Genomic DNA, 18,699 nt, shown 5'->3' with positions numbered 1-18,699 from the left:
GATTCTACGGTGCGGTCGTGAACCGCAGACACCCCACCTCGACCCCTACGTGCGTCACCCATTGGGATTGACTAAGGGTGTGATAGGGGTTGATGGGGAACGAGGGTTCGGTTAGGGAAGTGACTCGTGACGGGGTGCGCATCCATACCGTGACGCATGCACTCGCGAGAGTGTGTTCCGCATGTTCCGTCGGGCTTGTCTCGTAGGTAATCTGACGGCGGTAGAAGTCGGCGTATTTGCCTGCCCACCAGTGGTCTCGGTAGAGGCGTCGAGCGCATCGAGCCGGCCGCGGCGGGCCGATCGAGAGTGTCCACGTATTTGACGAAGAACTCGAGGGAACAGCTGCGGTACTGCGCCGCGGTGGCGGATCTCGTCGCCGACACCGTCGACGCGGCTGCGTTTTCCCTCGTGCTGATCATGCCTCGGGAGATGGACTGTGTCGGGCCGACCTGTAGCGGTGGATACGCCCTGGGAAAAGGTGGCTGAATCCATCGAATTCATTCCCGCTCAATATGCCAGTCGGAGTCAGCCGGAATCGGTGGCGCAGGAAATGCTGCGCTGCGGTCCGGCGGAGATGGATCGGCTCGTCGCTGCCGGACTGCCCCACGAGGACCGGTCCGGTGTCCGTCACTTCGACCCGAACGATCTCTATAACCTCGGCATGTACTCGAACACCTCGACGACCCAGCCGGAACTTGCGTTCCGCATGCTCTTCCGGTTCGCGACCCGGCCAGTGGACGACCTGCTGCGCGAGCGGACCTGGGAGTTCCAGGCCAGGTTGGAGTGTGTCGACTGTGCGGGCGAGGCCCCGTGGCGGCTAGAGGAACCGGACATCGTCCGGTTCGGCGGGAGCGTCACCGACGTGACGGCACCGGCACCGGCGTCGGGGTCGGCCACCTACACCGCCACGGTGACCACGACGGGTGCGCGGACTCCGGTGCTCTCCGCCGAGTTGCGGCGGCTGACCGGCGAGTATCTGGCCGCCGGCTATCGCTGGCACATGATCCCCGTGCCCATGCAGGTCGACTACGCGCTGGTGCACGAGCTGGGCGTGACGAGCTGCATCGCGGCCAGCCTGCTGCTGGCCGCGCGCTTCCGGGACGCCGGATATCGGGCCGAGGCGAGGCGGGGCTGGTTCTGCGGGGTGGTCGGCGGCGCCCTCGATCTGCCGCATGCCTGCGTCGAGGTCGAGGACGACGACGGCAGGCTCAGGACCATCGACATCGCCAAGGCCCTGCTCGCCGCGCGGCTCTCCGCGAGCACCGACGACTTCCAGGAGCTGTGCCTCGGGTCGATCTACAACAAGGTCATTCCGTCCACCGCTGCTGGCGGCGCGCCGCTGGGCTATCACGAGTGCGGCTCACGCACGCCGGTCCACGTGCGTGCGGATATCCGATCGGTGCGTTGAGGAGACGATTGCACATGGTGGTACGCGATATCGAGCCGGTCGTGCTGGACCTGGACCGGTTGGAGCAGATGGCGAAGTCCGACTACTACAACCCGTACACCGCCTTCGACTGGCCCGAAGCCATCGAGGCCGACCGACCGTGGATGAGCGAGAGCCTGACCACGCTGGCGGGTACGGAGATGTGGGACGAGCTGACCCGCGACCAGCAGCTCGCGCTGACCAGATACGAGGCGATCAACTTCTTCAGCCTCAACATCCACGGCATCCGCGAGCTGCTGAGCGAAGTGGTCATGCGCATTCATGAGCGCGCCTACGCGGGGGTCTCGGAGTTCCTCCACCACTTCATCGGCGAAGAGAACGAGCACATGTGGTTGTTCGCCGAGTTCTGCCTGCGCTACGACGGCAAGCTGTATCCGGCGCAACCGAGGCTGGCGGCCGGCTCGATGGACCACCTCTCACCGCCGGCCCGCGAGCTGGTCGTGTTCGCACGCGTGTTGATCTTTGAGGAGATTGTCGACCACTACAACGCATACATGGCGACCGACGAGACGCTACCGCGCATCGCCCGCGAGATCAACCGGGTGCACCACCAGGACGAGAGCCGGCATGTCGCGTTCGGTCGGATGATGTTCACTGGCCTCCTTGAGCAGGTGGCCAGGCGCGATCCCGCGGAGATCCCTGTGATCGCCGAGTACCTCGAGGACTATCTGCAGTACAGCATCGCCACCCTCTACAACCCCGCTGCCTACCGTGACGCCGGCATTCCGGACGCGCTGAACCTGCGGCGGCGCGCGCTGGAACATCCCGCCAGGAGGGCGGCGCATGATCAGGTGCTGAAGCGGACCAGGCGGTTCCTCAACAGGTCGGGCGTGAGCGTCGGAGGTTCAGCCGCATGACGACCGAGGCCATGCGATCGGTCCAGGAGTTCATTCTGGGGCGCAATCCCAAGCTCGACCGGCTGGACGGCGACTTCGATCTGATCGACAGTCGGGCCATCAATTCGCTGGCCTTCGTCGAATTCATCTTCCTGCTTGAGGAGTTGGCTGGCGAGCCGATCGATCCGGAAGACCTGGACCTGGACGACTTCCGCACTCTCAACGCGATCGAAGCGCGATTCTTCACACAGAAGGCGGCGTGATGACGACAGCAACCGACAACGGCCTGACCGTCCTCGACGGCGACCAGCTGCGTCTGCTGCGGGCACTCGACGCGGTGTTCCTGCGCCTCGCCGACGGCTGGCAGGCCCCGGAGCTCCGGTTCCCGTTCCTGATCCGGTGCGAGGACCTGGACCTCTTCGACTACTTCGACAACTTCCCGCATCTGGGCCTGGCCGCGACCAGGCTCGACCCGCACCGCCTTGGCAAGCTGCTGACCGAGGCGTCGCGACCGCTGGGCAGCGTCCCGCCAGAGATCATGGAACCGGCCGCCTTCGCGCTGCCGTCGGCGGCCTGCTACGCCATCTACCTTCACCACGCCGGCACGTCACTGCCCGACACCGGGATGATGCGGACCACGGTCGCCACCTGCTTCCGCAACGAGGACCACTACGACGGCCTCCAGCGGCTGCTGGGCTTCTCGATGCGGGAGATCGTCTTCATCGGCCCGGAGGACGGGGCCAAGCAGCACCTCGTGCGGGCCAAGCAGACCGTGCTGTCGCTCTGCGCCCAGCTCGGGCTGAACGTCCAGGTCGAGGTGGCGACCGATCCGTTCTTCGACCCGAACAGCGGCAAGGCCAAGATGCAGCGGCTGTTCCCGGTGAAGGAGGAGTTCGTCGTCGAGGGTCTGTCGATCGGCTCCGTGAACTACCACCGGAACTTCTTCGGCGAGCGGTGCTCCATCCAGGCCGCCGGCGACACCGCGCACACGAGCTGCCTCGCCTTCGGCCTGGAGCGCTGGGTCCACACCCTGACCCAGCGCTTCGGCGACACCACCACCGCGCTGGCCGCGGTGGAGAACCTGGGCTGATGCGCACCACGTTGGCAGCGGCGCTCGGACTTCGGGTGGGTCTGCTCCAGTCGGGAATGGGCGGCGTCGCGGGCCCGGACCTGGCCTGCGCGGTGTCGGAGGCCGGCGCGGGGGGCTGCGCGGGCGGTTACAAGCTCGTCGACGGCGCACTGTCGGCCATGCTCGGGCGGCTGGTCGCGGGAACCGACCGCCCGGTCGGCGTGAACCTGATTCCGGAGGTCGTCGGTTCGGACGAACTCGCCCGGCAGGTCGCGCAGGTCCTCGACCAGACGCCGCCGCACGTGTACCTGTCCCTGTTCGGTCTGGCCGATGACGCCGTGCTCGAGCGGATCACCGCCGCGGGACGGCGACTCGTCGTGCAGATCGGGACCGTCCAGGACGGCGTGCGCGCGGCCAGGCACGGCGCGATCGTGGTGGCGCAGGGCGTCGAGGCGGGCGGCCATCTGCTCGGTACGCCGGATCGGGACGACCTGATCGCCGAACTGCGCGCGCTCCTGCCCGACGCCTGTCTCGTCGCGGCTGGCGGGATCGGTTCGCCGGCGCAGGCTGCCAGGGCAGTCGCCGCGGGAGCTGACGGCGTCCTGCTCGGCACCGCGTTCGTGGTCGCCCGGGAGTCGATGGCCCACCCGTACTTCAAGACCGCGGTCCGCACCGCCGGCGAGGCCGACACGGTGATCACCGATGTGTACGAGATCGGGTGGCCGGGCCGACGCCACCGCGTGCTCGCGACGGACGCCACCCGCAACCCGGACCAGCCCAGGAAGTTCATCGGCCGCACGGTGGTCGAGGGAAAGGCATACGTGGTGCCGCGCTACAGCGCCGCGGTACCGACCATCACCACCAGCGGCCGGGTCGAGGAGATGGCGATGTACTGCGGCCGCTCCTGCGCCGACATTTCGCAGGAACGCCAGGCGGCCGACATCGTCGCCGATTTCGCCCGTGTCATGCAGGGAGCCGAGCAGGGAAGGGAAAGCACCGATGCCAGGCTACGAGAACCTGTCCCGTATGGACCTCACCTACCGCGAGGACACGCCCCGGATCCGCACGCGTGAGGGGGTCGAGCTCTACTACGAGTCCCGCGGTGAGGGCACGCCGATCACCATGGTCAACCCTTTCTTCCTGACCAGCCCGTCATGGCGGGTCTTCAGTGAGGAGCTCGCGAAGGAACACCGTCTCATCAGCTATGACATGTGCAACCACGGGGCCTCCTCGCATATCGGTGAGGAACCGACCTGGGACGATCACATCGTCGATCTGATCGGACTGCTCGACGCGCTGGGGATCGAGTCGACGTATCTCATCGGGGTGTCGACCTCCACCGTGCTCGCCCGGGACATAGCGATCAGGCATCCGGACCGCATCAGGGGCATCGTGCTGACCGGGCCCGTCTTCGGTCCCCGCGGGATGCGGCGCCAGCGGCAGGTACAGCGGGCGTGGCTCCGTACGCTGGAGACGCACGGTGTCCCGGGACTCTACGAGCACATGTACCCGGAGGTCTTCAGCGCCGAGATGAACGAATTCCTCGGGGCTCCGGGTTTCCTGGCCTTCCGGGAGGCGTTCTCCGCCCTGTCGACTGTCGAGGACCTGGTCAACGGCCTCACCCGCGCGATGAAGGACGAGCACCGGCCGGCGATGCTGGCCGGCATCCAGGCGCCGGCCCTGGTCGTCGTCGGCGACGACGACTTCCTCCTCGGCCCCACGGGCGCGAAAGAGCTGGCCGAGCAGTTCCCCGACGGCCGGCACGAGATCATGCCGAAGGCTGGCCACGTGCCGTATGTGGACGACGCCGAGCACTTCCAGGCCCTCGTGCACAAGTTCATCGAGGAAGTGGAATCACGTGCCTGACCAGGCGGCGGAAGTGCGGCTGCGGATCCGGGAACTGCTGTTCGACCTGTTCACCGACGCCGAGTTCCTCAGTGCCGTCCCCGACTCGGCGTCCCTGCGCCAGTCGGGAGTGTCGTCCAACGCGCTGGTCAGCCTGCTGGTGGCGATGGAGGACGCCTTCGGCTTCCAGTGGGACGACGACGTTCGGCCGGAGGTCCTACGCTCGGTCGACTCGCTCGCGGGCCACGTGCTGGCAGTCCGGGTCTGAGGGTGCGCGGTGGCCATGGACCTGCTGTTTCCCGCCGACCTGCTGTTTCCCGCCGACGTCGCGGCGGACGTCCGGATCGAATGGTCTCCAGTACGGCCACCGTACGGTTCGGTCCAGGAGTCCGCGGCGGGCCGCCGGGCGGCGTCGGCGGCGCTGGTCGCGGCCGGCGCCGCCGAGTCGGTCGTGGCACGCCACGCCGACGGCCGACCGCGCTTTCCGCGGGGCTTCGCCGGGTCGATCTCGCACACCGACCGGCTGGCCGTCGCGGTGGTGGTCCCCGGTGCGGCGGGGGTCGGTGTGGATATCGAGAACGCGGTCATCAGTCCGCGGGTGGCTCACTTCGTCCTTCGTGAGTCGGAGCGGCGCGCGCTGCTCGCGCCGGGAGCGGGTTTCACGCCGCGGGAGCTGTTCGCCGCCAAGGAAGCCGCCTTCAAGGTGCTGTACGGCCCGGACACCAGCGCGGACCTGCTGTTCTGGCGGGTTGGGCTCAGCCGTTCCGGTGACGCGTTGGAGGCGTCCTATCGGGGCGCACGGGTACCGGTCCGGGTCCGATCCGAGGTGGATGTCTCACTTGCCGTGGCGCTCGACCTTCGCGCACGGAGATCACCGGTGACATTGCTGCCGTGTCGCCACGGATAGGTTGCGCATTTCAGAGAGTCGTCGAGATGGGTCGCACCTCCTGCTGGACCGCTCGCCGTGGTCCATTGTGTAAAAAGGAGTCGTCGTGTCGGATACCAAGGACATCGCAGTTATTGGAATTGGGTGCCGGTTTCCGGGTGGAATCGATTCCCCGGAGGCGTTGTGGGATCTGATCGAGCGCGGCGGTGACGCGATCACAGACATCCCGGCGGATCGCTGGAACGCGGCGGAGTACTACGACGCGGAGAAAGGCGTGCCCGGCCGGACGGTATCCCGGTGGGGTGGCTTCCTCACCGATGTCGCGGGCTTCGACGCGAAGTTCTTCAAACTCGGCGAGCGTGAGGCCCTGTCGGTCGACCCGCAGCACCGAGTCCTGCTGGAGACCGCCTGGGAGGCGGCCGAGCATGCCGGGATTCCGCCGTCCGCGCTGGCCGGTACCCGCACCGGGGTGTTCGTCGGGATGGCGCACTTCGACTACGCCCTCGCCTGCCACGGCCCGCAGGAGCAGGAGAAGATCCACCCCTACGGGTTCACCGGCTCGGCCCCGAGTATGGGATCGGGGCGAATCGCCTTCGCACTGGGCCTCACCGGCCCGGCTGTCAGCATCGACACCGCCTGCTCCTCGGGGCTGATGTCGGTGAGCCTGGCGGTCCAGAGCATCCGCAGCGGCGAGAGCGACATGGCGCTGGCCGGCGGCTGCATGATCATGTTGGTTCCGGACGCGACGGTGTCCTCGTCCGGGCTGGGAATGCTCTCACCCACCGGCCGGTGCCGCCCGTTCGACCAGGCGGCGGATGGTTTCGTCCGGTCCGAGGGCTGCGGCATGGTGCTGCTGAAACGGGCCTCGGACGCGCTGGCCGACGGTGACCGCATCCTCGCGGTGATCAAGGGGGTCGCGTCGAATCAGGACGGCAGGACCGAGACGATCACCATGCCGTCGGAGTCCGCCCAGGTTTCGGTGCAACGGGCGGCCCTGGCCGACGCGGGTGCCGAGCCGGAGACGATCGGGCTGGTGCAGGCGCACGGCACCGGGACCCCGGTCGGCGACCCCATCGAGTTCCGAGCGCTGGCTGAGGTGTACGGCCGCGCCAGCAGGTGTGCCGTGAGCTCGGTCAAGTCGAACATCGGCCACACCGAGTCCGCCGCGGGCACGGCGGGACTCATCACCGCGGTCCTGGCGCTCCAGCACGGTGTCGTGCCGGGGACGCTGCACCTGAACGAGCTGAACAAGGAGATCAGCTCGCTGGACACCGGGCTGTTCGTGCCCGGCGGGACGCAGCCCTGGCCGGACGAGCACCGGCCCCGGCGGGCCGCGGTCTCCGCCTTCGGCATGAGCGGCACGAACTCGCATGCGATCCTCGAGGAGGCGCCAGCCGTGGGCAGGCCGGCCCAGGACCGCGCGGGTGACCGGCTGCTGTTCCCGGTGTCGGCGACCTCGGTGGAGGAACTCGCGCCGACCGCGACGCGCATCGCGGACTGGCTCAGCACCCATGACGAGGTCGAACCGTCCGACCTCGGGTACACCCTGGCCCGTTGCCGCGATCACCGCGCCGTGCGCGCCGCTGTGATCGCCGCGGACCGGGCCGAGCTGATCGCGGGTCTACGCGGCCTCGGTGACCAGGTCGCCGAGCGCCCCCCGACGCCGGCGGCGGGCGACGACGCACGCGGCCCGGTCTGGCTGTTCTCCGGCCAGGGTTCCCAGTGGGCGGGCATGGGCGCCTCGCTGCTCGCGACGGAGCCGGCATTCGCCGCCGTGCTCGCGGAGCTGGAGCCACTCATCCAGCGGGAGTCGGGATTCTCGGTGACCGCGGCGATGACCTCGGCGGAGACGGTGACGGGTATAGACCGGGTGCAGCCGACCCTGTTCGCCATGCAGGTGGGACTCGCCGAGGCCTGGCGCGCCGCCGGCGTCCGGCCGAGCGCGGTGATCGGGCACTCGCTCGGCGAGGTCGCGGCCGCTGTCGTCGCCGGAGCGCTCTCCCTGGCGGACGGCGTCAAGGTGATCTGCCGCCGCTCGCGGGCGTGCATGCGGCTGGCCGGCGTGGGTGCGATGGCCTCGATCGAGCTGCCCGCGGCAGCGGTCGAGCGGGAACTGGCAGGCCTCGACGACGTCGTGGTGTCGGTCATCGCCTCACCGGAGTCCACGGTGATCGGCGGAGCCACCGAGCGGGTCCGCGACCTGATCGTGGAGTGGGAGCGCCGCGGCGTGCTGGCCCGTGAGGTGGCCGTCGACGTCGCCTCGCACTCCCCGCAGGTCGACCCGATCCTGGGCGAGATCGCCGACAGGCTGGCTGATCTGGCGCCGACCCCCGGTGCGGTGCCGGTGTACGGCACCGCCCTGGACGACGCGCGGGTCCAGCCGTCCTTCGACGCCGACTACTGGGTCAGCAACCTCCGTCAGCCCGTCCGCTTCAGCAACGCGGTGATGGCTGCGCTGGACGACGGCCACCGGGTGTTTCTCGAACTCTCCCCCCATCCGCTGCTGACCCGGGCGGTGGACCAGTGCGCCCGGTCGATGGACCTGGCCGTCGCCGCCATCGCGAGCGTGCGCCGCGCCCGGGAGACCCCGTACGGCCTGCTGGACAGCCTCATCGAGGTGCACGCCGCGGGCGGCGGCGTCGACTTCGCCGCCCTGTATCCGGGCGGCGCACTGGTCGACGCCCCGCTGCCGACCTGGACCCGGCAGCACCTGCTGGTCCGGCCCGGCCAGTCGCGACCGGTCCACACGGTCAGGATCCACCCCCTGCTGGGCGTGCACATCCGTCTCGACGAGGAGGAGCGCCACGCCTGGCAGTCGGACGTCGGTACCGCTGCACTTCCCTGGCTGACCGACCACCGGGTGCGGGACGTCGCGGCCTACCCGGGCGCGGCGCACTGCGAGGCCGCGCTGAGCGCCGCCGCCGCGGTGTTCGGGCCCGGTGCCGAGGTCCACGACCTGAAGTTCGAGCGGATGCTGCTGCTCAGCGGAAACACGGACCTGACCACGTCCGCGGCGGCGGACGGCCCGGGGCAGGCCCGCTGGGAGGCGACCACCACCGAGGACGACGAGCGGGCCCGGCTCGCCTCCGCCACCCTGCACGCCGCGCCGGCGGACCGGACCGAGCCCGTACCGCTGGACATCGATCTGCTCCTCGAGGAGCACACCGAGCGGCTGTCGGGCGACGACCTGCGGGACACCCTGACCGAGCGCGGCATCCAGTACGGACCGGCTTTCCAGGGGGCGGTGGTGGCCCACCAGGGCACGGCCGCGGACGGCGGTCAGACCGTCCTGGCCGAGATCACGCTCCCGTCGCCGTTGCGCAGCGGCACCGACGGTTTCTCCGTCCATCCCGCCCTGCTCGACGCCTGCTTCCAGGCCGTCGCCGCGCTGCCCGCCGTCGCGGGCGACGGTGCGGGCGGCCTCTTCCTCCCGCTGGAGGTACGGCGAGTCGCGCTGTGGTCCCCGGCCAGCGGCGCGAAGTACTGCTTCACCCAGCTCCGCTCCAGCGACAGCAACCGGGTGGTCGCCGACCTCCAGCTGGCCGACGAGTACGGCGCGGTCCTGCTCACCGTCGAAGGCCTGGTACTGGGCAGCCACGCCGACGGCGAGGAGAACGCCGGCCAGCTGCTCAACGAGCGGCTGCTCACCATCAGCTGGCAGCAGCAGGAGCCGCCGGAGCCGACGGGGCGGCCCGTCGCCGAGCCCTGGCTGATCCTGGCGTCGCCCCAGTCCGTGCCCGCCGCCGACGAGCTCGCGGAGGCGCTGCGCGAACAGGGCGGCCGCTGCGAGATCCGGCCGTGGCCGATGCGCGGCACGAAGGCCACCCTCTCCGACGCGCGCTGGCACGGCGTCGTGCTGCTCTGCCCGCCGCCGGCCGGGCCGGCCGACGCGCAGGCCGTGGCCCGCGGCCGCGACCTGGTGGCCTCGATCGTCGCGGTCGCGCAGGATCTCGCCGGCGCGGACGGCACCCCGTCCCGGCTGTACGCGATCACCCGGAGCGCGCAGCGCGTTCTGCCCGGCGACCTGGTCAACCTCGAGCACGCGGGGGTCCGTGGCCTGCTCCGCGTGATCGGCGCCGAGTTCCCCGACCTGCGGCCCACCCAGATCGACGTCCGTACCGACCAGGCGGACGGCCTGGCGGCGAAGAACCTCGCGGCGGAGCTCACGTCGGACTCGGCGGACGACGAGACCGCCTGGCGCGCGGGCCGCTGGTACGCGGCGCGGCTCCAGCACGCCCCGCTCGCGGCCGGCGAACGCCACCCGGCCACCGTCGAGGGTCCGGCCGACGGCGCGCGGATGGAGATTCGCCAGCCAGGCGACCTGGACTCGCTGGAACTGACCGTGGTGCCGCGCCGCGCACCCGGCGCCGACGAGATCGAGATCAAGATCGGCGCGGCGAGCGTCAACTTTCACGACGTCCTCTACGCCCACGGAAACTACTTCGCGTTCGAGGGCGTGACGCCGGCACTCGGCGTCGACTGCGCGGGCACCGTCGTCCGGATCGGCGACGCGGTGACGGAGTTCCAGGTCGGCGATCGGGTGATGACGGGTGCTGCCACCGACGGGGCCTGGGCCAGCCACGCGACGATCGGCTCGGCGTTGGCGGCGCGGGTGCCGGCCGAGCTGAGCATCGAGCAGGGTGCCGCCATCCCGGCGGTGTACGCCACCGTCTGGTACGGGCTCATGGACCTGTCCCGACTGCGTTCGGGCGAGCGGGTGCTGATCCACTCGGCGACGGGCGGAACGGGCCAGGCGGCGATCGCGGTGGCCCGGTACGCCGGCGCGGAGATCTACGCCACGGCCGGCAGCGAGACGCGCCGGGAATGGCTCCGCACGCAGGGGATCGAGCACGTCTACGACTCCCGCAGCCTGGAGTTCGCCGACCGCATCCGCGAGGACACCGGCGGGGCCGGCGTCGACGTCGTCCTGAACTCCCTCACCGGCGCGGCGCAGCGCGCCAGCCTCGACCTGCTGTCCTTCGGTGGCCGCTTCGTCGAGATCGGCAAGCGCGACATCTACCGCGACGGGAAGCTGGGCCTGGCACCCTTCCGCCGCAATCTGGCTTTCTTCAGCATCGACCTGGAACTGATGGCCGTGGCCGACCGGGGCAGGTTGAGTCGTCTCCTTCGCGAGGTGGCCGACCGGATCGCGGCCGGCGAGCTGGCACCGCCGATGACGACGTCGCTCCCGCTGGGCGAGGCGGCGACCGCGGTCCGCCAGATGGCCGCGGCCCAGCACCTCGGCAAGCTCGTGCTCACCACGGGGGTGGAAGAGGGCACGGCGGCGGTGCGTCCGCCGGACCGGGTGCCCGTGTTCCGTGGCGACGGCGCGTACGTCGTCACCGGCGGACTGGGCGGTCTCGGTCTGCGCCTGGCCCGTCACCTGGCCGCGGCGGGCTGCGGTCGGATCGTGCTGAACTCCCGGTCCGCGCCCGGCGAGAGGGCGGCCCGGGAGATCCAGGCGATGCGCGACGCGGGCGCTGACGTGCACGTCGAGCGAGGGGATATCTCGGCTCCGGACACCGCGCACCGGCTGGTGGCCGCGGCCAGGGCCACCGGCCTGCCGCTGCGCGGCGTCCTGCACTGCGCGGCCGTGGTGGATGACGCGACGGTTCCGAGCATCACCCGCGAGCTGATCGACCGGGACTGGGCGTCGAAGACCTACGGCGCCTGGTACCTCCACCAGGCCACCGAGAAGGACGAACTCGACTGGTTCTGCTGCTTCTCGTCGGCCGCCGCGCTGCTCGGCTCGCCCGGGCAGGGCGCCTACGCCGCCGCGAACAGCTGGCTCGACGGCTTCACGGCCTGGCGGCACGAGCAGGGGTTGCCGGTGACGACGATCGCGTGGGGCGCCTGGGACGAGATCGGGAAGGGCGCCGTCCTGGCCGAGGCCGGCGACACCACCATGATCAGCCCTGAGGAGGGGGTCCACGCCTTCGACACCCTGCTGCGTTACACCCGGCCCTACACCGGATACCTCCCACTCTCCCGGGCGCCCTGGCTGGCCTCGCTGGCCAGGCGCAGCCCGTTCGCGGCGGCGTTCCGGGACAACCGGAGCGACCACCCGCAGTCCTCGGAGCTCAGGCTGGCGTTCGAGGCGTTGCCGACCGGCGATCGGATCGGGTGGCTGCGCCGGTTCGTGGCGGGCGAGGCGGCGGCGATCGTCCGCGGTGCCGTCGACCCCAGCCGGCCCTTCAACGACTACGGCCTGGACTCCCTCGGCAACCTGGAGCTGCGGACCCGGATCGAGACCAACCTCGGAATACGCATCGCCCCCAAGGCGGTGGTCGAGAACAACTCGGCACAGGCGCTGGCCCAGCACCTGGCAGTCCTTATCGGCACCTCGGAGCTGGCATGACCGCGATCATCCTGTCCGGTGCGACCGGATCGCTCGGCGGCCACCTCGCCGCCGCCCTGCTGGAACAACCCCATCGCATCTACTGCCTCGTCCGGGCGACGGATGCCGCGACCGCCGACCGGCGGCTGCGAACCCGGATGGCCGAGGTCGGCTCGGACGACCCGGCACGGCTCGTAGCCATCCCGGCGAACCTCGAGTCGCCCCGGCTCGGCCTCACGCCGCAGGTCTGGAACGAGCTGGCCGACCAGGTCACCCAGATCTTCCACTGCGCCGCATCGGTCCACCTCACCGCGGCCTACGCGCAGCTCGCGCCGGCCAATGTCGGCGGCACGAAGGAACTGATCGGCCTGGCCACGGCCGTCGCCGAACGTTCGGGGCTCCCGGTCGGCTTCCACTACGTCTCCACGCTGGCCGTCTTCCTCGAAGCGGTCGGGGCGGGGCTCGCCGCGGTGGACGAGGCCACCCGGCCGTCCATGGAGACCGCGGGGGAACTCGGTTACCCGCGCTCCAAGGTCGCCGCCGAACGCGTGGTGACCAGGGCCCGAGACAGTGGTGTCGTCAGCACGATCTACCGCCCGGGACTGGTCACCGGGCATTCGCTGACCGGCGACACGTCCAGCTCCGACCTGCTCATGCCAGTGCTGCGCGCGATGATCGCGATTGGCTGTGCGCCGGACCGGGCCGAGGCGGTGCCCGGAGAGGCGGTCGATCTCGTCGCACGGCACACCGCGCGCCTTTCCGTCGGTCAGCCGGGCGGCCTGGCCTATCACCTGGTCAAGCCCCGGCCCGTCTCGCTCATGCACGCCTTCGACGCGCTGCGCCGGGCGGGGTATCAGCTGGCGGAGGTGTCGCCCGGGAAATGGTGGGAGCTCGCCGAGCAGCGCCGGGACGACCCCGAGGTCGCACCGCTGATGCACATGGGTCCGATCGGCCTTCGGATGCTGGGCCTGGAACCCGGGTACACGCTGCCCTCGTTCCGTAGCGACCACACCTATGACGTCCTCCGGCGCTCGTCCCCGGAGCCGGACGCCCTTGACGAGGAGTTCTTCGATCGGCTGGTCGCTCGCGGTCTCACCCGGTTCGCCCCGCTGCCGCCGGCCCGGCCTCGGGTTCTCGCCTGAGTAGCCGTCCGAAGGGCGCCCGGAAGATCCGAAGGGCGTCCGGAAGAAGTGTGCGCCTGACCGACCCGCCGATCGAGCCCGTGGGAGATGCGCAATGCCCCTGGACCGACTACTCCGGCACCTGATCGCCTGGCAGAGCTCCGACGGGCCCTCGGTTCCGGACCACGAACTGACCATCGAGCAGGCCCGCGAGCGGTATCGCGCGAACGCGGTGCGCCCGAACAGCGAGAAGGCCGGCGCCGGACCGGCCGTCACCTCGGCCGATCGGCTGATCGACGGTCCGGACGGAGCCGCGCTCGGAGTCAGGGTCTACACCCCGGAGTCGGTCGGCGGGCGGGTGGTCACCTTCCTGCACGGCGGCGGATGGGCGCTGGGAGACCTCGACAGCCACGACTGGGTCTGCCGGGCCATGGCGGCGTCGCTGGGCGCGGTCGTGGTCTCGGTCGACTACCGTCGGCCGCCGGAGTTTCCCTATCCCACGCCCCTGCACGACGCCATCGCCGCGGCACGGTGGACAGCGCTGTCCTTCCCCCGTCGAACGCACGTGATCGCGGGTGACAGCGCCGGCGGCAGCCTGTCGCTGGGCGTCGTCCTCGAAGCGCGCGATGTCCGCTTCGCGGCGCAACTGCTGATCTACCCGCCAGTGGACCCGAGTCTGATCCTTGCCTCCGCCAGTGAGCGCAGCAAGGGCTATCTGCTGAGCGTCGACGACATGGCTCGGAACTACGAGCGGTATGTTCCCGACCCGCGTCGGCGCGCCGACCCGGCCGTCGACCTGTTGAACGCGGACCTCCGGGACCTGCCACCCACCGTCCTCGCCACCGCCGAGTACGACCCGCTGCACGACGAGGGCATGGAACTGGCGGCGAAGATGCGTGCCGCGGGAGTCCCCGTACACCATGTCCCGGGGGAGGGACTGGTCCACGGCTACTTCCTGATGCAGGGCGTGGTTCCGGCGGCGGCCGCGTGCGCCCAGCGGGTTCTCCGGGCACTGGACGGGCTGCTGGGCCAGGAAGGCGCCGAGCCGCCCGATGGCGCTCAGGGCGAGGTATCGCGAACTGCTGCCTCGCGGGGAGGCTGGGTCGCATGAAGGTGGCAGAGCCCGATGATGAAGATGTTCAGCCCGTAGTCGAACCGTTCCTCGGGGTCCGTGCCCGTCAGTGCGTCGAATGCCGCCGCGTACTGGGGTGACAGCTCGATGCCGAGTCGCTCGGTGCGGGCCCGCCAGTCGTGGTCGGGTGGCAGCCGCAGCTGGGCCTGTTCCTCGATGGTGTGGCCGAGCACGTAGTAGAAGAGCGCGAAGGTTGTCCACGCGGCCTGGTCGGGGGGCATGCCTGCCCCGCAGAGCACCTGGATGGCCAGGTCCGAACCGATGAGAGTGTTGGGCCCGGGAGCGAACGTGCCGCCCACCACCCGGGCGCCGTCGCCGTGGCTGACCAGGGCCGTGCGGAGCCGGCTGCCCAGAATCCGGATCTGCTCGGGCCAGGGCAGGTCGGGCAGCGGGCTGCCGATGCCCTCGACGATCTTGTCAGCCACGGCGTCGAGCAGGGCTTCCTTGTTCGGGAAGTGCCGGTAGAGAGCCCCAGCCTGCACGTTGAGCGCCGCGCTGAGCTTGCGCATCGTGAGCTGGTCGAGGCCCTCGGCGTCCAGGAAACGCAGTGCCTCCTGGACCACGTCAGCTTTGCGTAGCGGCATCGAGACCCCCTTGATTGACACCTTCCAGGCGGCATCGTAACGTGAACGCCGTACACGTGAACGTCGTTCACTCGTGGTCAACCGCGGAGGAGACTTCATGTCCGAGGCCCGAGTTGCGGCAACGTCCCCTGTACTCCCGCCCCCTGTACTACGGCCGAATCTGCCCCTCGGCGTGGTCGTGGCCATGTCCTGTCTCGCTCTGTTCATGGTCGTGCTCGACTCGACCATCGTCACCGTGGCGCTGCCGGACATGCGAGCCGGGCTCGGAATGTCGACCGACCAGCAGCAATGGGTGGTCAGCGGCTACCTGCTCACCCTGGGGGGCTTCCTTCTGCTGGCAGCCAGGGCCGGTGACCTCTTCGGGCACAAACGGGTGTACCTGTTCGGCGCGGTCGTCTTTCCCGTCGCCAGTCTGATCGGTGGCCTGGCGACCGACCCGATCGTTCTGATCGTGGCCCGGATCGTCCAGGGCGCCGGTGCTGCGGCGCTGGCTCCCACCAGCCTGAGTCTCATCACTGCCAGTCACACGGACGAACGTGAGCGCGAGCACGCCCTGTCACTGTGGAGCATGATGGGCGGGGTCGCCGGCCTGGCCGGCGTGGTGCTCGGAGGGGTTCTCACCGCCGAACTGAGCTGGCGTTGGGTGCTGTTCGTGAACGTGCCTCCGGGCGTCGTGCTCTTCGTCGCCGGCGTGATGTTCCTGCGTTCGTCCGTCGGCACGCAGCGGACCCAGCTCGACCTGCCCGGCGCCCTCTGCGTAACCCTTGGGATCGGGGCGCTCACCTACGGCCTCTCCGAAGCCTCCGCCCAGGGCTGGGATTCACCGAACACCGTGGTGTCGCTGGTGGCGGCCGTGATCCTTGGTGCCGCGTTTCTGTGGGTCGAAGCCAGGGGCTCCCACCCGCTCATCCCGCTTGACCTGCTCCGGCCGCGGACGCTGCGGATCGCGAATCTGCTCATGTTCTGCCTGGGTGTGACGCTGACCGCCCTGCTCTTCTTCCTGTCCCTGTACTGCCAGCAGGTTCTCGGGTACAGCGCGTTGCGAACCGGCATGGCCATGTTGCCCGTCACCGTCGTCTTCATCATCGGCGGCATCACCGCCCGACAGCTCATGCCCGTGGTCGGCCCCCGGAACCTGCTGGTGGCCGGAGGCCTTCTCGCCGCCGCGGGGATCGCCTGGCTCGGCACCCTTCCCACCCACTCCGCCTACGTGTCGCACATCCTTCTCCCCAACCTCGTAGGCGGTTTCGGCATCAGCATCATGCTGCTGGCCGTCACCATCAGCGGCACCGCCGGTGTGGATCCCAAGAACGCCGGGGCTGCCTCCGGTCTGCTCAACACCTCCCGTCAGATCGGCGGAGCCGTAGGTCTCGCTGTGCTCGTGACCGTCGCGTCCAGGGTGACCTCCCATGCGAGCCAGAACAAGGGCCACCTGGACGCGCTGGTCCAGGGCTATCGCATCGCCCTGCTCGTGAACGGTGGGCTCATGCTCATTGCCGGGCTGGCTGCGCTCGCGTTGCCGGCGATGGCGGCGGCCAAGGAGGAGAAGAGTCCGGAGCCGTTCGAAGGCCAGACCGCAGCCACGCGGACCTGACCCGCAGCGCGGTGTCGGCGCTCGTTGCCTGATCCACGTCGCGATGGATCCAGGTTCGGTCGGCTCCCTTCAGGCCATCGGATTTCTCTTGGACCGAACGTAGGACGACGTCTGAACCTGTTTCAGCTGGAATCACCGACCGTGTGACCACTGCGCGGACACTTTTGGCATCATGGCCGGAGTGGAATTCCCCCGCGTTCCCGATTCGGGGCCGCGGCGCGCTTGGGCCGCGCGGATAGCAGCGGAACGCCAGGAACACGCTCCGGCTCCTGGCGTCATCACCTGCCCGTAGAGCCGATCGCCGTTGAGGTCGAAGGCGGCGAGCAGATGGTGCACTCCCTGGACAAGCCGGCCGGTCGCGCCCGCATCCGCCGACGCGATTCACGCTTCCGACCCCCCGTTTCCCGCCGGCCGCGGCCGATCTCCGTCCCGGCCGGGGCCGGCGGTAAAAGGGCTCGAACTCCTGCATGCCGAACACCACGCTCGGTTCGCCCGCCTCCGCGGTCGTCGCCCGTTGGCGATCGCGGAGAGATACGCGGCGCGGGCTTCTTCGGTTCGCATTCCGGATCCGTGCTGGTCATCCGGTTCTTCAGGCGTTGAAGGGCGACGCCCGCCGCGCGGAGCGGGACGTGCGGGCCCTGCTGGTGGATGTCGTCGACCGCCCCTCGACGACCAGGAACTCCGTCAGGTTCGGCGGGTTCCGTCGCGAGTCGGCGGCGCCGATGCTCTGGCGGCTGCCGCTTCGGGTGCCACTCAGAACCGGGCGAACCTCGTCGGCCACGGCACCAGGCCGCACCACGTCGATGGCCTAATCGACCGAATCATCCCGTTTCACCGAGCGGCGTGTTCATGCTCCGCAAGTAGCCGGTCCATCGGCGTCCTGGCTGTCTGCACAATGCTGCCGCCGGCCAGCTCAATCCAATGGTGCGCCAACCACGCCATAAGGCAGCGGACTGTCGAGTTTCGTGCGTGTTGTATTCCAACCCAATGTCCGCCGCAGCAGCGGTTCGAAAGCACGGCGAGACGACAGAATCGGTAAGTCTGCTCGGCGCAGATACCAGCATTTCGGACAGTGCCGGCAAATCCATCTTGGCGGGACACCGTTGGAAATGATGGACCGATCACGTCCAGCCATCTCGATACGTTCGTTTCGGGCGGCTGGTCGCCATCGGGCGGGCGAGACGCGTCCGCCGCTCGACGAGGGTGGCTGGCCGGCGCCCCCACCTTCTCCTGACGGTCAGGTTGCTTGCTCGGGTTCCGGGTAATGCCCGATCCTCGGGCCTCGACAGGGCGCTCGGAGTGCTGACCACGCGGGCATCCGGCCGGCTTCGGCCGCGACGATCCGCCTCGTCCCGCTCCCCGCGCCGAGGCGCAGCGGGTGCCTCAGCTGCGCGTGTGGTTGGCCTGCGTACCTGGACGGAAAGCGGTAGGCAGATCGTCCCCGCGACCAGGGCCTTCTTCGGCCTGGCGGGAAATCTCCCGCCAGGCCGGTCCGATACCTGCTGCGGCGAGAAGCCGCCGGTGAGTCGCAGCGCCACAGCGTCCCGTGGACGATACGGCCACGGCTTCTGCCTTCCGCCCCTCCTCTGCCTCTTGGCCGGGTGTCTGGAATCTGATACTCCGCATCGCCCCCCCCGTACTAGGTCAGTCGGGTGGTCGCCGACCTATTCTGACCGGTCCTCGCCATGGTCGCGCGGATCGACAGGTTTTTTCCTGACCCAGGAGATCGACTACGGGCCTGCCAAGGTCAACTCTGCGCGTGCACTCAACCTCCGGGTGGGACCAACGCCTCTACCAGGGCTGATGTACTGACCGTCGGAGATGGCCGGCGGAAGCGGGTAAGGCGAT

The 18,699-nt window shown here is 69.7% G+C and carries 14 protein-coding genes; 12 read left to right on the top strand and 2 right to left on the bottom strand.

Translation table 11 applies throughout. From position 1 onward, the window contains the following. Nucleotides 1–538 precede the first annotated feature (538 nt). From MXD60_RS02340 to MXD60_RS02290, 11 genes are all read left to right on the top strand, one after another. On the top strand, nucleotides 539–1,408 hold the full coding sequence (locus MXD60_RS02340; RefSeq protein ID WP_248817185.1) for a hypothetical protein: 870 nt from the start codon (nucleotides 539–541) through the stop codon (nucleotides 1,406–1,408). Between the two features lie 41 nt (nucleotides 1,409–1,449). Next, the gene (locus MXD60_RS02335; protein ID WP_248817183.1) at nucleotides 1,450–2,304 is read left to right on the top strand and encodes a diiron oxygenase; all 855 of its coding nucleotides are present in this window, start codon (nucleotides 1,450–1,452) and stop codon (nucleotides 2,302–2,304) included. After that, on the top strand, nucleotides 2,301–2,546 hold the full coding sequence (locus MXD60_RS02330; protein WP_248817181.1) for an acyl carrier protein: 246 nt from the start codon (nucleotides 2,301–2,303) through the stop codon (nucleotides 2,544–2,546). The genes MXD60_RS02335 and MXD60_RS02330 overlap by 4 nt, the downstream gene beginning before the upstream one ends. Further along, nucleotides 2,546–3,373, top strand: coding sequence for a class-II aminoacyl-tRNA synthetase family protein (locus tag MXD60_RS02325; RefSeq protein WP_248817179.1), 828 nt, complete (start codon nucleotides 2,546–2,548; stop codon nucleotides 3,371–3,373). Before MXD60_RS02330 ends, MXD60_RS02325 begins: the two co-directional genes overlap by 1 nt. Next, the gene (locus tag MXD60_RS02320; protein ID WP_248817178.1) at nucleotides 3,373–4,425 is read left to right on the top strand and encodes an NAD(P)H-dependent flavin oxidoreductase; all 1,053 of its coding nucleotides are present in this window, start codon (nucleotides 3,373–3,375) and stop codon (nucleotides 4,423–4,425) included. Before MXD60_RS02325 ends, MXD60_RS02320 begins: the two co-directional genes overlap by 1 nt. Then, entirely contained in the window at nucleotides 4,352–5,218 is an 867-nt protein-coding gene (locus MXD60_RS02315) for an alpha/beta fold hydrolase (protein WP_248817176.1), read from the top strand. Before MXD60_RS02320 ends, MXD60_RS02315 begins: the two co-directional genes overlap by 74 nt. Continuing rightward, on the top strand, nucleotides 5,211–5,465 hold the full coding sequence (locus tag MXD60_RS02310; RefSeq protein ID WP_248817175.1) for an acyl carrier protein: 255 nt from the start codon (nucleotides 5,211–5,213) through the stop codon (nucleotides 5,463–5,465). The genes MXD60_RS02315 and MXD60_RS02310 overlap by 8 nt, the downstream gene beginning before the upstream one ends. Before the next feature lie 15 nt (nucleotides 5,466–5,480). Beyond that, a complete protein-coding gene (locus tag MXD60_RS02305; RefSeq protein WP_248817173.1) occupies nucleotides 5,481–6,104 on the top strand; it encodes a 4'-phosphopantetheinyl transferase superfamily protein in 624 nt (207 codons plus the stop codon). Between the two features lie 85 nt (nucleotides 6,105–6,189). Continuing rightward, nucleotides 6,190–12,441: a sulfolipid-1 biosynthesis phthioceranic/hydroxyphthioceranic acid synthase gene (gene pks2, locus MXD60_RS02300; protein ID WP_248817171.1), complete on the top strand. Its 6,252-nt coding sequence runs from the start codon at nucleotides 6,190–6,192 to the stop codon at nucleotides 12,439–12,441. Further along, nucleotides 12,438–13,562, top strand: coding sequence for an SDR family oxidoreductase (locus MXD60_RS02295; RefSeq protein WP_248817170.1), 1,125 nt, complete (start codon nucleotides 12,438–12,440; stop codon nucleotides 13,560–13,562). The genes pks2 and MXD60_RS02295 overlap by 4 nt, the downstream gene beginning before the upstream one ends. 94 nt (nucleotides 13,563–13,656) lie before the next feature. Further along, the gene (locus MXD60_RS02290) at nucleotides 13,657–14,652 is read left to right on the top strand and encodes an alpha/beta hydrolase (protein WP_248817169.1); all 996 of its coding nucleotides are present in this window, start codon (nucleotides 13,657–13,659) and stop codon (nucleotides 14,650–14,652) included. Here MXD60_RS02290 and MXD60_RS02285 read toward each other — a convergent pair. Continuing rightward, on the bottom strand, nucleotides 14,601–15,278 hold the full coding sequence (locus MXD60_RS02285; RefSeq protein WP_248817168.1) for a TetR/AcrR family transcriptional regulator C-terminal domain-containing protein: 678 nt from the start codon (nucleotides 15,276–15,278) through the stop codon (nucleotides 14,601–14,603). The two genes, MXD60_RS02290 and MXD60_RS02285, sit on opposite strands and share 52 nt — an antisense overlap. A 163-nt stretch (nucleotides 15,279–15,441) precedes the next feature. On the opposite strand from MXD60_RS02285, the gene MXD60_RS02280 reads away from it, so the two are divergent. Further along, the gene (locus tag MXD60_RS02280) at nucleotides 15,442–16,851 is read left to right on the top strand and encodes an MFS transporter (protein ID WP_248817167.1); all 1,410 of its coding nucleotides are present in this window, start codon (nucleotides 15,442–15,444) and stop codon (nucleotides 16,849–16,851) included. Between the two features lie 589 nt (nucleotides 16,852–17,440). Here the strand turns inward: MXD60_RS02280 and MXD60_RS02275 are convergent. Then, complete coding sequence (locus tag MXD60_RS02275; RefSeq protein WP_248817166.1) at nucleotides 17,441–17,650, bottom strand: hypothetical protein; 210 nt, start codon at nucleotides 17,648–17,650, stop codon at nucleotides 17,441–17,443. Nucleotides 17,651–18,699 lie beyond the last annotated feature (1,049 nt).

It is taken from the genome of Frankia sp. AgB32, from assembly GCF_023243045.1.
In the GTDB taxonomy this organism is placed as follows: domain Bacteria; phylum Actinomycetota; class Actinomycetes; order Frankiales; family Frankiaceae; genus Frankia.
Note: the sequence above shows the minus strand (reverse complement) of the source record. Positions and strands in the feature narration are given on the sequence as shown.

What these genes read in the sequence shown, in the direction of transcription:
- MXD60_RS02320 (WP_248817178.1), top strand. Translation starts at nt 3,373, where the DNA reads ATGCGCACCACGTTGGCAGCGGCGCTCGGACTTCGGGTGGGTCTGCTC.
- MXD60_RS02295 (WP_248817170.1), top strand. Translation starts at nt 12,438, where the DNA reads ATGACCGCGATCATCCTGTCCGGTGCGACCGGATCGCTCGGCGGCCAC.
- MXD60_RS02305 (WP_248817173.1), top strand. Translation starts at nt 5,481, where the DNA reads ATGGACCTGCTGTTTCCCGCCGACCTGCTGTTTCCCGCCGACGTCGCG.
- MXD60_RS02330 (WP_248817181.1), top strand. Translation starts at nt 2,301, where the DNA reads ATGACGACCGAGGCCATGCGATCGGTCCAGGAGTTCATTCTGGGGCGC.
- MXD60_RS02315 (WP_248817176.1), top strand. Translation starts at nt 4,352, where the DNA reads ATGCCAGGCTACGAGAACCTGTCCCGTATGGACCTCACCTACCGCGAG.
- MXD60_RS02290 (WP_248817169.1), top strand. Translation starts at nt 13,657, where the DNA reads ATGCCCCTGGACCGACTACTCCGGCACCTGATCGCCTGGCAGAGCTCC.
- MXD60_RS02325 (WP_248817179.1), top strand. Translation starts at nt 2,546, where the DNA reads ATGACGACAGCAACCGACAACGGCCTGACCGTCCTCGACGGCGACCAG.
- MXD60_RS02280 (WP_248817167.1), top strand. Translation starts at nt 15,442, where the DNA reads ATGTCCTGTCTCGCTCTGTTCATGGTCGTGCTCGACTCGACCATCGTC.